Genomic DNA, 12,599 nt, shown 5'->3' with positions numbered 1-12,599 from the left:
GGCGCGGTGTTCGGGGGCGCGGTGTTCGGGGGCGCGGTGTTCGGGGGCGCGGTGTTCGGGGGCGCGGTGTTCGGGGGCGCGGTGTTCGGGGGCGCGGTGTTCGGGGGCGCAATGCTCGGGGCAGCGTGTTCGGAGGACGTGATGCTCGGGGGCAGCGTGTTTGCGAGACGGACCGGGGTGTCTGCGGGACGGATCGGGGTGTGCGGGACAGGCCGGGGTGTCGAGGGGGCCCTGGGTTCGCAGGAGGGCCGGGGTATTCGCGACGGGGCGCGGTGGGATCGCTGAGCGGCGCCGAGAGCCAGTCGCAGCCGCCGGCCGCCCCCGCTCCCCACGGCAAAGGCCCACCCCTCAAGTGCTCCGAACGGGCGGGTGGGTGGGAAAGATGAAGCTCCCACGGCCCGCGGCCGCCGACGGACACCAGCCACCCACGGGCGACGTCCACCCCTCGAGTCACCTGAACGGGCGGGCGGGTGGGTAAAGAACGGCCCCGCCCAAAAAGGACGGGGCCATTCGAGTCACCGTCGGGCAACACCCTCCGCCCGCGCCGCCGCGGCCACAGCGGCCGTCACCGCAGGCGCGACCCGCTCATCGAACGGCGACGGAATCACATAGTCCGCGGCGAGATCGTCCCCGACGACACCGGCCAACGCCTCGGCCGCCGCGATCTTCATCCCCTCCGTGATCCGGGACGCCCGCACCTGCAGCGCCCCCGCGAAGATCCCCGGAAACGCCAGCACGTTGTTGATCTGGTTCGGGAAGTCCGACCGCCCGGTGGCGACGACCGCCGCGTACTTGTGCGCCACATCGGGGTGCACCTCGGGATTCGGGTTGGCCATCGCGAAGACGAACGCGCCCTCGGCCATGGAAGCCACGGCAGGCTCCGGCACCGTACCGCCGGAAACCCCGATGAAGACGTCGGCACCTTCCAACGCCGCCTCCAACGACCCGGAAATACCTGCCTTGTTGGTGATCTCGGCGAGTTCGCGCTTGACCGGCGTGAGGTCGTCCCGGTCGCGCGAGACGACACCCTTGCGGTCGGCGACGGCGACATCCCCGAGCCCCGCCTCCAGCAGGAACTTGGCGATGGCCACACCGGCCGCGCCCGCGCCGGAGATGACGGCCCGCAACTCACCCAGCTCCCGCCCGGTCAGCCTCGCCGCGTTCCGCAACGCCGCCAGCGTCACGATCGCCGTACCGTGCTGGTCGTCGTGGAAGACCGGGATGTCCAGCCGCTCCTGGAGCCTGCGCTCGATCTCGAAGCAGCGCGGCGCCGAGATGTCCTCCAGGTTGATGCCCCCGAAGGAGGGCGCGAGACGCACGACGGTCTCGATGATCTCGTCGACGCCGGTGCAGGCCAGCGCGATCGGCACCGCGTCCACGCCGCCGAACTGCTTGAACAGGATCGCCTTGCCCTCCATGACCGGGAGGGAGGCCTCGGGACCGATGTCGCCGAGTCCGAGCACGGCCGTACCGTCCGTCACGACGGCGACCACGGACGACTTCCATGTGTAGTCGTGGACGAGTTCCGGCTGCTCCGCGATCGCGGTGCACACGCGCGCGACGCCGGGTGTGTACGCCAGGGACAGGTCGTCCTTGTCGCGGATCGGCACGGTGGCCTGCACGGCCATCTTGCCGCCGCGGTGCAGCGCGAACGCCGGATCGAAGGAATCGAGGGGCTCGGCCCCGCCGTCCCGATCCGTACTGCTGTCGCTGCGAGGATTGACGATCTCCGCTGCCACTTTGTCTAACCCCTTAGGTCTTCATTGATTTGAGGGTGGCCACTCCCTGGTGAGGGGTGGGCGGGCACCGCGCAGGGCCCAGAGAATTGATGCGTACGAGCACCTGCGCGACGGGCGCGCCGCACACGCGCCCTGAGCCCCGGATGAGGGGTGTAAAGACCCTTCTTACCGGACGGACGGCACCGAGGACGAGTCCAATAGGCGCAAGGTCACATCTCGTCCGCCGAGGGCGGAACGATGATCGATCGCATCGTGAGGCATACCGAAGATCTTCCGGCCGGAAGGAGTGATTCCCGTAGATGGTCCGTGCGGGGGCCGTCCTGATGTACCGACCTGATGCGATTCGGGGGTCACCCGTTATCCGATTTTGACATGGCTGGTCCCCTGAATGGTTCAGTCCGAATGGCAAGATGCCCTAATCACACGAGGTCGCGACACCCGAAGGTGTGTGTTCTCGTCGACCCGTCGGCACCGCCATCCATCCGCCGGAGGAACCCACCATGACCGCACGCTTCACCCGTCGTACGACCGCCCCGCACACCCGGCTGGCAGCGGTCGGTGCGATCGCGGTCGCCGGCACCCTGCTGCTCGCCGGCTGTGGTGACCAGACCAAGAAGAACGACTCCGGTTCGTCCAGCAGCTCGGCGCCGCTGGCGAGCAAGCTCCCCTCCGCGATCCGCGACAAGGGCGTCATCACGGTCGGCTCGGACATCGCGTACGCGCCGGTCGAGTTCAAGGACAACTCCGGCAAGGTCGTCGGTCTCGACCCGGACCTCGGCGCCGCGATGGGCAAGCAGCTCGGGGTGAAGTTCGAGTTCAAGAACGGCACCTTCGACGCGCTGCTCACCGGTCTGCGTTCGAACCGCTACGACATCGCCATGTCGGCGATGACGGACAACAAGAACCGCCAGGACGGCGTCGACCCCGACACGGGCAAGAAGGTCGGCGAGGGCGTCGACTTCGTCGACTACCTGACCGCCGGTGTCTCGATCTACACGCGCAAGGGCCAGACCGAGAACATCGCCTCGTGGTCCGACCTGTGCGGCAAGAAGCTCGCGGTCGAGCGCGGCACCGTCTCCGAGGACCTCGCCAAGTCCGAGACGAAGAAGTGTACGGGCGGCAAGAAGATCACCATCGAGGCCTTCGACGACGACCAGCAGTCCCAGACCCGCCTGCGCTCCGGTGGCGCGGACGCGGCCTCCTCCGACTTCCCGGTCGCGGCCTACGCCGTGAAGACCTCGGGCGGCGGCAAGGACTTCCAGCTCGTCGGCGACCAGGTCGAGGCGGCGCCGTACGGTATCGCGGTCGCCAAGAGCGACACCCAGCTGCGGGACGCGCTGAAGGCCGCGATGGACGCCGTGATCAAGAGCGGTGAGTACGAGAAGATCCTGACGAAGTGGGGCGCCGAGGACGGTGCCGTGAAGTCGTCCGTGATCAACGGCGGCAAGTGACCGCGGATCCGCTGTCGCTGAGAGGCAACATCCGTGACTACTGACATCGACGGGGCGCCGGGCCCGAAGGACGCACCCCCGGCCACCCCGAAGCCCATCAAGGCCATTCCGGTCCGGCACTACGGCCGCTATGTCTCCGCCGTGATCGCGATCGGCATCCTGGTCGCGATCGTCTACGCGTTCGGCCAGGGAAAGATCAACTGGCATGCCGTACCGGACTACTTCTTCGACCACCGGATCCTCACCGGTGTCTACAAGACCCTCCTGCTGACGGTCCTGTCGATGGTCATCGGCATCGTCGGCGGCATCGGCCTCGCGGTGATGCGGCTGTCGAAGAACCCGGTGACCTCGTCGATCGCCTGGTTCTACATCTGGTTCTTCCGCGGCACCCCGGTCCTGGTCCAGCTGTTCCTCTGGTTCAACCTGGGCCTGGTCTTCGAGTACATCAACCTCGGTCCGATCTACAAGAACTACTGGTCGGACTTCATGACGCCGCTGCTGACGGCGCTGCTCGGCCTCGGCCTCAACGAGGCCGCGTACATGGCGGAGATCTGCCGCGCCGGCCTGCTCGCCGTCGACGAGGGCCAGACCGAGGCCTCGCACGCGCTGGGCATGAGCCACGCCAAGACGCTGCGCCGGATCGTGATCCCGCAGGCGATGCGCGTGATCGTGCCCCCCACGGGCAACGAAGTGATCAACATGCTGAAGACGACCTCGCTCGTGGCGGCCGTCCAGTATCCGGAGCTCTTCCGCTACGCCCAGGACATCGGCCAGAACTCCGGCGCCCCGGTGGAGATGTACTTCCTCGCCGCCGCCTGGTACCTGATCATGACGTCGATCCTGAGCGTCGGGCAGTACTACGTCGAGCGCTACTACGCCCGCGGCTCCAGCCGCGCGCTGCCGGCGACGCCGTACCAGAAGATCAAGGCGAACATGCTGTCCATCGGCCGTCCGAAGGGAGGCGCGGCATGAGCCCGAAGCTCAGCAAGACCGATTCCGCCACGACCGACCCGTCGGTCCCGATGGTCAAGTCCGAGGGCGTGCACAAGTCGTTCGGCCTGGTCGAGGTCCTCAAGGGCATCGACCTGGAGGTGAAGTCCGGCGAGGTGTTCTGCCTCATCGGCCCCTCCGGCTCCGGCAAGTCGACCTTCCTGCGGTGCATCAACCACCTGGAGAAGGTCAACGCCGGCCGGCTGTACGTCGACGGCGAGCTGGTCGGCTACCGCCAACAGGGCGACAAGCTCTACGAGTTGCGCGATCGCGAGGTCGCGGTGAAGCGCCGGGACATCGGCATGGTCTTCCAGCGCTTCAACCTGTTCCCGCACATGACGGCCGCGGAGAACATCGCCGAGGCGCCGGTGCAGGTCAGGGGCGTCAGCAAGAGTCAGGCCAGGGAACGCGCGATGCAGCTCCTGGAGCGGGTGGGACTGTCCGACAAGGCGCAGAGCTACCCCTCGCAGCTCTCCGGCGGCCAGCAGCAACGGGTGGCCATCGCGCGGGCGTTGGCGATGGACCCGAAGCTGATGCTCTTCGACGAGCCGACCTCGGCCCTCGACCCGGAGCTGGTCGGCGACGTCCTCGACGTCATGCGCGACCTCGCCGAGTCCGGCATGACGATGATCGTCGTCACCCATGAGATGGGCTTCGCCCGCGAGGTCGGCGACAGCCTCGTCTTCATGGACGGCGGCGTGGTGGTCGAATCCGGCCACCCGCGCGACGTCCTGACGAACCCTCAGCACGAGCGCACCCAGGGGTTCTTGTCCAAGGTGCTCTAGCGGCAGGCAGGTTGAAGGGGCGGTACGGGATCCTCGTACCGCCCCTTTCACGTCCTCCACGCCTTGGGCGACATCCATGGCGACCGCGGCATCCGCTTGTTCCGCCGCCTCAACCTGGGTCCCCGCAGGCCTACTTGAGTGCGAGCAGCACCGTGTCAGAAGGCGAGCACCACACCGCCCGCGCCTCCCCGAACCCCTGCTCGCGCAGCACGCGCGCGTGCCAGGCCGGCGAGGGCATGTCGCCGTCGGCGTGCTCGCCGTAGATCTCGTAGCGGCGGGCCGTCGGTCCGGCGAGGACGGGGTCCTGGGCGGCGAGCTGCCACCACTCGGCCCAGTCGAGGACGCCGTTCCGCTTGGCCTGATCCATCTGTGCGTGCCGCTGCGCGCGCTCCGCCGCGTTGATCCTGGGCGTGGTCTCGTCGATCATGTGGTCCGCGTTCATGAAGACACCGCCGTCGCGGACGAGTCCCGCGACCTGACCGTAGAGGGCCGCGAGGGGTTCGTCGTGCAGCCAGTGGAGGGCCGTGGCGGTCAGCACCGCGTCGTACGAGTCGCACGGCAGCCTCGTCGTCCACTCCGGGTCCTTGAGGTCGGCCGTCACGAAGGTGACCCGCTCGTCGTCCGCGAAGGTGCCCTCGGCGATGGCGAGGAGCGCCGGGTCGAGGTCGACACCGGTGCTGGTGGCGTCCGGGAGGCGGGCGAGCAGCCGGGCCGTGATGCTGCCGGTGCCGCAGGCGAGGTCGAGCACGCGGGGTGCGGGGCCGGTGAGGGCCTCGACCATGTCGAGCATGATCCGGAAGCGGTCCTCCCGGTCGGGCATGTACCACTCCTGCTGGCGGTCCCAGCTCTCCTGCCACGCCTGCCAGTCGGTTCCGATACCGGTCGTCATGTGGACCCCCTGTCCAGTCACTGTCGTAATACCCTGGAAGCACGATCGGCTGTTACCCGACCGCAGCCACGACAATAGAGCGCCTCTGTAAGGACTACAAGTGGAACTGGCCTATTACTCGGACTACGCCGTGCGCCTCGTCAACACCGAGGAGCCGGCGCGGGGCAAGGACGCCCTGACCTCGGTCGAGGCCGTGCGTGACCTGTTCGGCAGCAACCAGGAGGCGGCCCGCCGCGCCGCCGACGCCGATGTCACGCGCTTCCGCTCGGTCCGGGCGCGGCTGCGGGCGGTCTTCGAGTCGGCGGACGGCGGCGACGAGACGCTCGCGGTGAACCTGCTGAACTCGCTCCTGCTGGAGTTCCCGGTGAGCCCGCAGATCTCCGGGCACAACTTCCGGGACGACGACGGCCGCCCGCTGTGGCACATGCACCTCGCGGACCACCCGTCGAACGCGACGGCCGGCTACGCGGCGATCGCGGCGATGGGCCTGGCCTTCCACCTCACCGAGTACGGCGTCGACCGCCTGGGCCTGTGCGAGGCGGCGCCATGCCGCAACGCCTACCTGGACACCTCGACGAACCGCTCCCGGCGCTACTGCTCGGACCGCTGCGCGACCCGTGCCAACGTGGCCGCCTACCGGGCCCGGAAGCGCCTGGAGGCCGACCGGCCGGAGAGGACGGGCCTGGCGGCCGAGAGCACCCAGCGGACGAGCGCGACCGGCGAACGCTGACCGGACTTCGGCGGCCGGTACCGAAAACGCACCTTGCCCAGCACCAGATCCTCGGGAACGGCGCCGTAGTCGGTGCTGTCACCGCCGGCGAACGCGTTGTCCCCGAGCACCCACCACCCCCCGTCGCGCCGCTCGGCGGCCCGCTTGACGACCAGCAGGTCCTGCTGGAACGGATGGCGCAGCACGACGATGTCGCCGGGCCTGATCCGCGCCCCGTACTGCACCACGAGCAGATCCCCGTGAAACAGCGTCGGCACCATGGACGGCCCGGTCACCTCGGCCGTCCCGAAGGGCAGTACGGCCCTCCCGCGCTCGGTCTCCTGCGACAGCTCCGGCATCCCCGGCACCTCCCCGGTCCTATCCTCCACCAGTCTGAGTCCGACCCTGGACTTTTGTCCTAAGCCCATGGGGGCACTCGAGAAATCAGCTTCTCCAGGGAGTAATGTCCCACCTGAGAAGACGATCACGAGGAAGGAACGCTCCATGCTTTCCCGCCTGTTTGCCCCCAAGGTGAAGGTCAGCGCGCACTGCGACCTGCCCTGCGGTGTGTACGACCCGGCCCAGGCCCGCATCGAGGCGGAGTCGGTGAAGGCCGTGCAGGACAAGATGGCCGCCAACGACGACCCGCACTTCCAGGCGCGCGCCATCGTCATCAAGGAGCAGCGCGCCGAGCTCGCGAAGCACCACGTCTCGGTGCTCTGGAGCGACTACTTCAAGCCCCCGCACTTCGAGAAGTACCCGGAGCTGCACCAGCTGGTCAACGACACCCTGAAGGCCCTCTCGGCCGCCAAGGCGTCCACCGACCCGGCGACGGGCCAGAAGGCGCTCGACTACATCGCCCAGATCGACAAGATCTTCTGGGAGACCAAGAAGGCCTGACACCCAGTCGGCCCGGCCCGACCGGCGATCGGTGCACCATCGCGGGTCAGTGGGCGCGGGGAAGGGACTCCGCCGGTTCGCCGGTGGGGTCCCTTCGTCGTGTGCCGGGTCGTCGTTCCGGCGTACGCGTCAACTCACCCCACCCACCCCGGCATTGTCAGACCCGCCACGCAGTCCCAGGCCCGCAAAGCCCTCTCCTACGGCTGAGACCAAGGCTGAGATCAAGGGTGAGGCCGAGGGCAGAGGTGTGAGGGTCAAGGGCAAGGTCCCGCCCCCCCCCACCCGTGCCACCCATGCCATCCTGGACAACGTGAACCGCGACGACCTCGTACGGCTGCGCCAGGCCCGCGACCGCATGAACCGCGAGTACGCCGACCCCCTCGACATGGCCTCGATCGCGCGGACCGCGCTGATGTCCCCGGGCCACTTCCAGCGCAGCTTCCGCGCCGCGTACGGGGAGACGCCGTACAGCTATCTCATGACCCGGCGGATCGAGCGGGCGAAGGCGCTGCTCCGACGCGGCGACCTGAGCGTGACCGAGGTGTGCATGGCCGTCGGCTGTACCTCGCTCGGTTCCTTCAGCTCCCGCTTCACCGAGCTGGTCGGCGAGACCCCCAGCGCCTACCGCGCCCGCTCCCACGAGGCCGGCGCGGTGATCCCGTCCTGCGTGGCCCGCACTTTTACCCGGCCACGCCGGGCGGGACCGCCCCCGCGCCCCTAGCCTGTCCTGCATGGATCTCAAACTCCGCCAGTGCTTCATCGCCGTCGACGACCACGACAAGGCGCTCGCCTTCTACTGCGACGTCCTGGAGCTGGAAATCCGTAACGACGTCGGTTTCGAGGGCATGCGGTGGGTGACCGTGGGGTCGCCGTTGCAGCCGGACGTGGAGATCGTCCTGGAGCCGCCGGCCGCGAACCCGGACGCCTCCCCCGCCGACAAGCAGGCCATGGCCGAACTGCTCGCCAAGGGCACGCTGCGCGGGGTCAACTTCACCACCGCCGACTGCGACGCCCTCTACGCCCGCGTCCATGAGTCCGGCGCCGAGGTGGTCCAGGAACCGACGGACCAGCCGTACGGCGTCCGCGACTGCGCGTTCCGCGACCCGGCCGGGAACATGCTGCGGTTCATGCAGCGGAGTGGGGACTGAAAATCGCGCGGGCGGGTCGCAACCTCCCGCCTACGATCACGCAATGACCGCAACGAGCATCCGCTGGACCTACGCCTTCGTCGACCGCCCGCTCGGTCGCCTCGGCGCCGCCTGCGACTTCTGGACGGCCGTCACGGACGCCCGGCTGTCCGAACCGCGCGGTGAACAGGGGGAGTTCGTCACCTTGCTGTCCGAGGGCGCGGACGCCTGTGTGAAGGTCCAGGGCGTCGGGGCGGGCCCGGGCGGCGCCCATCTCGACTTCTCCGTCGAGGACTTACCGGCGTTCGTGAACTCCGCGTTGCCACTCGGCGCGGAGACCGTCGCCGAGCACGACGGCTGGGCCGTACTCCGGTCCCCCGCCGGGCAGTTGTTCTGCGCCGTCCCCTGGCACGGTGAGTCCGTACGGCCGCCCGTCGTGGCCGGCGCCCGCCTCGACCAGGTGTCCCTCGACATCGGCCCCGGCTCCTACGACGCCGAAGTCGCCTTCTGGAGCGCCCTGTTGCCCGACTGGGCCTCACTGTCGGGCGCGCTCCCCGAGTTCCATGTGCTCAAACCCCCGTCGGGCCTGCCGATCCGCATCCTGCTCCAACGCCTCGGCGAGGAACGCCCCGCCGCCGCCCATCTCGACCTGGCCTGCGCGGACATCGATGCGACCACGGAACGGCACGAGGAACTCGGCGCGACCGTCGTCTCCCACGGCAAGCACTGGACGGTGATGCGGGACCCGGCGGGCGGCGCGTACTGCCTGACGGGCCGCGACCCGGAGACCGGCGGCCTGCCTGGTCGTCCTTGAGGCAGACGAAGATCGTCTCCGGGCTTGTCCACCTGCCGGCTGTAAGGCTCGTACGGCTGGTCGGAGTCCTGAAGCCACAGCGTGAGCCCGCCCACGCGACCGCGACCCGGCGCCACAACCGGCTCAAGCCGTCCACACCTCCACGTCCACCACCGCGTCCACCGGAATCGGCCCGTACACGTGCGGGAACTCCTCGCCGCCCGGCTCCGGCGCCTCGTACTTCAGCGGTACGCCGAGCCGTGCCGGGTCCACGACCAGTACCACCAGGTCGTCGGGGGCGTCGTGGGAACCGTACAAAAAGGCTGCCACGCGCGGGAGTTGGTCGCGGGTCGAGCAGTGGATGAAGCCCTCCTGCTGGAGGGTGCGGCCGCGGGTCGACCACTCGTAGGTGCCGCGCTCGCGGGCCGCGTCCCAGAGGGCGCGCTCGGTGATGTGGAGGATGGGGGCGGTGGTGGGTTCGTCTTCCGGCATGGGGGCACGGTAAGGCCTCAGCCGTGCCGCCCGCGCCCGCAGATAGCGCTGCTCGGGCAGGCTGAGGGTCTTGGCCGCCGCCGACTCGTAGGCGGCCCGGGCCGCGGTGAAATCGCCGGCCCGTTCCAGGAGGTGGCCGCGGACCGCGTCGGGGCGGTGGCCCTCCCCCAACTCGTCCGCCAGTAGGTCCAGTTCGGCCAGGCCCGCGTGCGGTCCGTCGACCATGGCGACGGCGACGGCCCGGTTGAGGCGTTCGACGGGGCCGGGGACCAGGCGCACCAGTACCTCGTACAGGCCGAGGATCTCGTGCCAGTCCGTCGCCCGCGCCGACGGCGCCTCGTCGTGTACGGCGGCGATCGCCGCGCGCAACTGGTAAGGCCCCGCGGGCCCTTGGGACAGCGCCCGGGTGACGAGGGCGACGCCCTCCTCGATCGCCGCCTTGTCCCAGCGGTCGCGGTCCTGTTCGTCGAGGGGGACGAGTTCGCCGTGCGGGCCGGTGCGGGCGGCGCGGCGGGCGTCGGTGAGCAGCATCAACGCGAGCAGCCCGGCCACTTCGCCGACCTCGGGGAGCAGCCGGTGCACGGCACGGGTCAACCGGACGGCCTCGCCCGCGAGTTCGCGCCGCGTGAGACTCGGGCCGGACGTCGCCGTATAGCCCTCGTTGAAGATCAGGTACAGCGTGTGCAGGACGGCGGGCAGCCGCTCGGCCCAGTTGTCCGGCCGCCCGAAGCGCACACCCCGCACCTTCGCCTTCGCCCGGCTGATCCTCTGCGCCATCGTCGCCTCGGGCACGAGATACGCCCGGGCGATCTCCGCCGTCGTCAGTCCGCCGACCGCCCGCAGGGTGAGCGCGATCTGCGCGGTCGGGGTCAGCTCCGGACGGCAGCAGAGGAAGAGCAGGGAGAGGGTGTCGTCCTCGCGCGGCGGCTCGGCCGTGTACGGGTCCCGAGGCGCGAGTGCCGCGGCCTTCTCCTCCCGCGCCCGCCGCGCCTCCTCGCTGCGCAGCGCGTCCGTCAGCCGCCGCGAGGCGACCCGGATCAGCCAGCCGCGCGGATTCTCCGGCACTCCGTGCTCCGGCCACTGCCGGGCCGCCGCGAGCAGCGCCTCCTGTACGGCGTCCTCGGCGGTGTCGAAATGGCCGTACCGCCTGACCAGCGCGCCGAGGACCAGAGGGATGAGGTCGCGCGAAGCGCGTCGTTGAGGGGTGGTGGTCGGGCGACGGGCGGGAACGTGGCGGCGCAGCAGGTCCTCGATGCCGGTGGTGTCGCGCATACGGCTCAGACGTCCGCGGTGCCGCCCTGGATGGGGCGGATCACCACCGCGCGGTTGACGGCACCTTCGGGCAGGGGGCAGCGGGTGACGCGGTCGGCGATCTCCGTGACGCGCTCCAGGCTCGCGCACTCCAGGACCCAGTAGCCGGCCATCAGCTCCTTGGTCTCGCTGTACGGCCCGTCGGTGATCACGGCCTTGCCGTCCGCGCCCAGCGTGACCAGCCGGGTCCTCGCCGGCTCGGTCAGCCCTTGCGCGTCGATCAGCTCACCCGTCTCGGACAGGTCGTCGTTGATGGCGCCCATGTGGGCGAACATGGCCTGCATCTCCGCCTCGCTCCAGGCCGGGGACCCGGGGGTGGGCTTGCCCTGCATGCCGTCGTAGTCCGCCTGTGTGCCCTGCACCATGACCAGGTACTTCATGAGTCCGCTCCTTCGGCTCGCGCCACCCGTGCCGGGCGGCTGTCACAGGAGACATCGGAGCCGGGCCGGGATTCTCGACACGGTTTCAGGATTCTCTCGACACGGGTTCGGGATTCTTTCGGGGCGGTGTCGGCCTCGGGCTCCGCGCCCCGGGAACGTACGCCTCGCACTCGGGGTTCCGGCACGGGCCGGCCACCCACTTCGGTACCCATGCGCCGAGCGTCTTGTACCGCCGGACGACGGTGGCCACCGGCTGTCCGCAGTCGGGACAGGTGTGCTCTTCTCTGCCCATGTACTCAGACTAGGACCGTGCGGGGCTCGCGCCACATCGGATACATGCGCGGGCCGTCCGGGAGGTCGAGGGTGTGACCGGTGAAGGCGTAGCCGAGGCGCTCGTACAGCTTGGTGCTGCGCTCGCTGCTCGCCTCCAGGTACGCGGGCAGGCCCTCGCGGTCGCAGCGGTCCAGGACGTGCCGGATGAGCGCGGCACCGAGGCCCTCGCCCTGTCGGTCGGGGGCTACGGCGATCATCCACAGGTATTCGTGGGCCCGGCCTGCGGGATGCGACTCGGCCATGAGACGGGCGATCGTCTCGACCCGCGCGTTGTCGGGATCGACCAACTCCCGTAGTCCTACGGCCTCGTCCGCGCCGTCCTCCGGATGCGCCTCCCCCGGTATCGACAGCCACAGCGCGCACGCCGCGCCGTCCTCGGCGAGGTCGATACGGCCGTCGGCGAACACCGCGTCGGTGAAGGCGGCCATCAGTCTGCGGTGGGTCGTGCGGCGGTACTCGGCGTCGGGAAAGACCCAGCCGCTGACCGGATCGTCCTGGAAGGCCTCGTCCAACAGCCGGACGACCAGTTCTCTGTCGCCCGCGCCCGCCGCCCGTATCGCCACGTCCATGTCCCGCCCCTTACCTCTCAACCACCGTCACCTGAACGGCTGTTGAGCCTAACGGGACTTCCGGGCGAGTGAGCCGAAGGGGCGCGCCTGTGTCGAGAGCCCGAACGCGCGGAGGCCCGCAGGGCCGAGCA

At 69.7% G+C, this 12,599-nt stretch carries 15 protein-coding genes and 2 pseudogenes; 9 read left to right on the top strand and 8 right to left on the bottom strand.

The genetic code is table 11. From position 1 onward, the window contains the following. On the top strand, positions 1-285 hold a 285-nt coding region (locus ACFWP5_RS29060; RefSeq protein WP_384162720.1), incomplete at its 5' end, for a pentapeptide repeat-containing protein. A 230-nt stretch (positions 286-515) separates the two neighbouring features. Here ACFWP5_RS29060 and ACFWP5_RS29055 read toward each other — a convergent pair. Further along, positions 516-1,739, bottom strand: coding sequence for an NADP-dependent malic enzyme (locus ACFWP5_RS29055; protein WP_384162717.1), 1,224 nt, complete (start codon positions 1,737-1,739; stop codon positions 516-518). Between the two features lie 500 nt (positions 1,740-2,239). On the opposite strand from ACFWP5_RS29055, the gene ACFWP5_RS29050 reads away from it, so the two are divergent. The 3 genes from ACFWP5_RS29050 to ACFWP5_RS29040 are packed head-to-tail and all read left to right on the top strand — an operon-like array spanning position 2,240 to position 4,965. Next, a complete protein-coding gene (locus ACFWP5_RS29050; RefSeq protein ID WP_384162714.1) occupies positions 2,240-3,190 on the top strand; it encodes an ABC transporter substrate-binding protein in 951 nt (316 codons plus the stop codon). A gap of 33 nt (positions 3,191-3,223) precedes the next feature. Next, positions 3,224-4,162, top strand: a complete 939-nt coding sequence (locus ACFWP5_RS29045) for an amino acid ABC transporter permease (protein ID WP_384162712.1) — start codon at positions 3,224-3,226, stop codon at positions 4,160-4,162. Positions 4,163-4,212: 50 nt separating this feature from the next. Continuing rightward, positions 4,213-4,965: an amino acid ABC transporter ATP-binding protein gene (locus ACFWP5_RS29040; RefSeq protein ID WP_384162798.1), complete on the top strand. Its 753-nt coding sequence runs from the start codon at positions 4,213-4,215 to the stop codon at positions 4,963-4,965. Positions 4,966-5,095: 130 nt separating this feature from the next. Here the strand turns inward: ACFWP5_RS29040 and ACFWP5_RS29035 are convergent, their stop codons facing one another. Next, positions 5,096-5,854 carry a class I SAM-dependent methyltransferase gene (locus ACFWP5_RS29035; RefSeq protein ID WP_384162709.1) on the bottom strand — a complete coding sequence of 253 codons (759 nt, stop codon included), beginning with the start codon at positions 5,852-5,854 and terminating at the stop codon, positions 5,096-5,098. A 100-nt stretch (positions 5,855-5,954) separates the two neighbouring features. On the opposite strand from ACFWP5_RS29035, the gene ACFWP5_RS29030 reads away from it, so the two are divergent. Then, entirely contained in the window at positions 5,955-6,584 is a 630-nt protein-coding gene (locus ACFWP5_RS29030) for a CGNR zinc finger domain-containing protein (RefSeq protein ID WP_384162706.1), read from the top strand. On the opposite strand, the gene sodX is transcribed toward ACFWP5_RS29030, so the two are convergent. Then, positions 6,488-6,922 (bottom strand): nickel-type superoxide dismutase maturation protease, encoded by a 435-nt coding sequence (gene sodX, locus ACFWP5_RS29025; protein ID WP_384162703.1) that lies wholly within the window; start codon positions 6,920-6,922, stop codon positions 6,488-6,490. The two genes, ACFWP5_RS29030 and sodX, sit on opposite strands and share 97 nt — an antisense overlap. A gap of 145 nt (positions 6,923-7,067) precedes the next feature. Here sodX and sodN point away from each other — a divergent pair, with 145 nt between their 5' ends. From sodN to ACFWP5_RS29005, 4 genes are all read left to right on the top strand, one after another. Continuing rightward, on the top strand, positions 7,068-7,463 hold the full coding sequence (sodN, locus tag ACFWP5_RS29020) for a superoxide dismutase, Ni (RefSeq protein ID WP_019058247.1): 396 nt from the start codon (positions 7,068-7,070) through the stop codon (positions 7,461-7,463). A 310-nt stretch (positions 7,464-7,773) separates the two neighbouring features. After that, the gene (locus ACFWP5_RS29015; RefSeq protein WP_384162700.1) at positions 7,774-8,184 is read left to right on the top strand and encodes a helix-turn-helix domain-containing protein; all 411 of its coding nucleotides are present in this window, start codon (positions 7,774-7,776) and stop codon (positions 8,182-8,184) included. Positions 8,185-8,194: 10 nt separating this feature from the next. Then, the gene (locus tag ACFWP5_RS29010) at positions 8,195-8,611 is read left to right on the top strand and encodes a VOC family protein (RefSeq protein WP_384162697.1); all 417 of its coding nucleotides are present in this window, start codon (positions 8,195-8,197) and stop codon (positions 8,609-8,611) included. A gap of 43 nt (positions 8,612-8,654) precedes the next feature. Continuing rightward, positions 8,655-9,404, top strand: coding sequence for a VOC family protein (locus tag ACFWP5_RS29005; RefSeq protein ID WP_384162694.1), 750 nt, complete (start codon positions 8,655-8,657; stop codon positions 9,402-9,404). A gap of 123 nt (positions 9,405-9,527) precedes the next feature. Here the strand turns inward: ACFWP5_RS29005 and ACFWP5_RS29000 are convergent. From ACFWP5_RS29000 to ACFWP5_RS28980, 5 genes and pseudogenes are all read right to left on the bottom strand, one after another. Further along, a pseudogene (locus ACFWP5_RS29000) lies at positions 9,528-9,824 on the bottom strand (DUF952 domain-containing protein); the annotation flags it as partial. A 63-nt stretch (positions 9,825-9,887) separates the two neighbouring features. Continuing rightward, positions 9,888-11,147 (bottom strand): annotated as a pseudogene (locus tag ACFWP5_RS28995) (RNA polymerase sigma factor); the annotation flags it as partial. A gap of 5 nt (positions 11,148-11,152) precedes the next feature. Further along, the gene (locus ACFWP5_RS28990) at positions 11,153-11,566 is read right to left on the bottom strand and encodes a YciI family protein (protein WP_384162691.1); all 414 of its coding nucleotides are present in this window, start codon (positions 11,564-11,566) and stop codon (positions 11,153-11,155) included. Positions 11,567-11,651: 85 nt separating this feature from the next. After that, positions 11,652-11,858 carry a hypothetical protein gene (locus tag ACFWP5_RS28985; RefSeq protein WP_384162688.1) on the bottom strand — a complete coding sequence of 69 codons (207 nt, stop codon included), beginning with the start codon at positions 11,856-11,858 and terminating at the stop codon, positions 11,652-11,654. 4 nt (positions 11,859-11,862) lie between these two features. After that, the gene (locus ACFWP5_RS28980; RefSeq protein ID WP_384162685.1) at positions 11,863-12,468 is read right to left on the bottom strand and encodes a GNAT family N-acetyltransferase; all 606 of its coding nucleotides are present in this window, start codon (positions 12,466-12,468) and stop codon (positions 11,863-11,865) included. Positions 12,469-12,599 lie beyond the last annotated feature (131 nt).

The organism is Streptomyces sp. NPDC058469, assembly GCF_042721125.1.
In the GTDB taxonomy this organism is placed as follows: domain Bacteria; phylum Actinomycetota; class Actinomycetes; order Streptomycetales; family Streptomycetaceae; genus Streptomyces.
The sequence above is the reverse complement of the archived record's forward strand: the minus strand, read 5'-3'. Positions and strand labels throughout refer to the sequence as shown.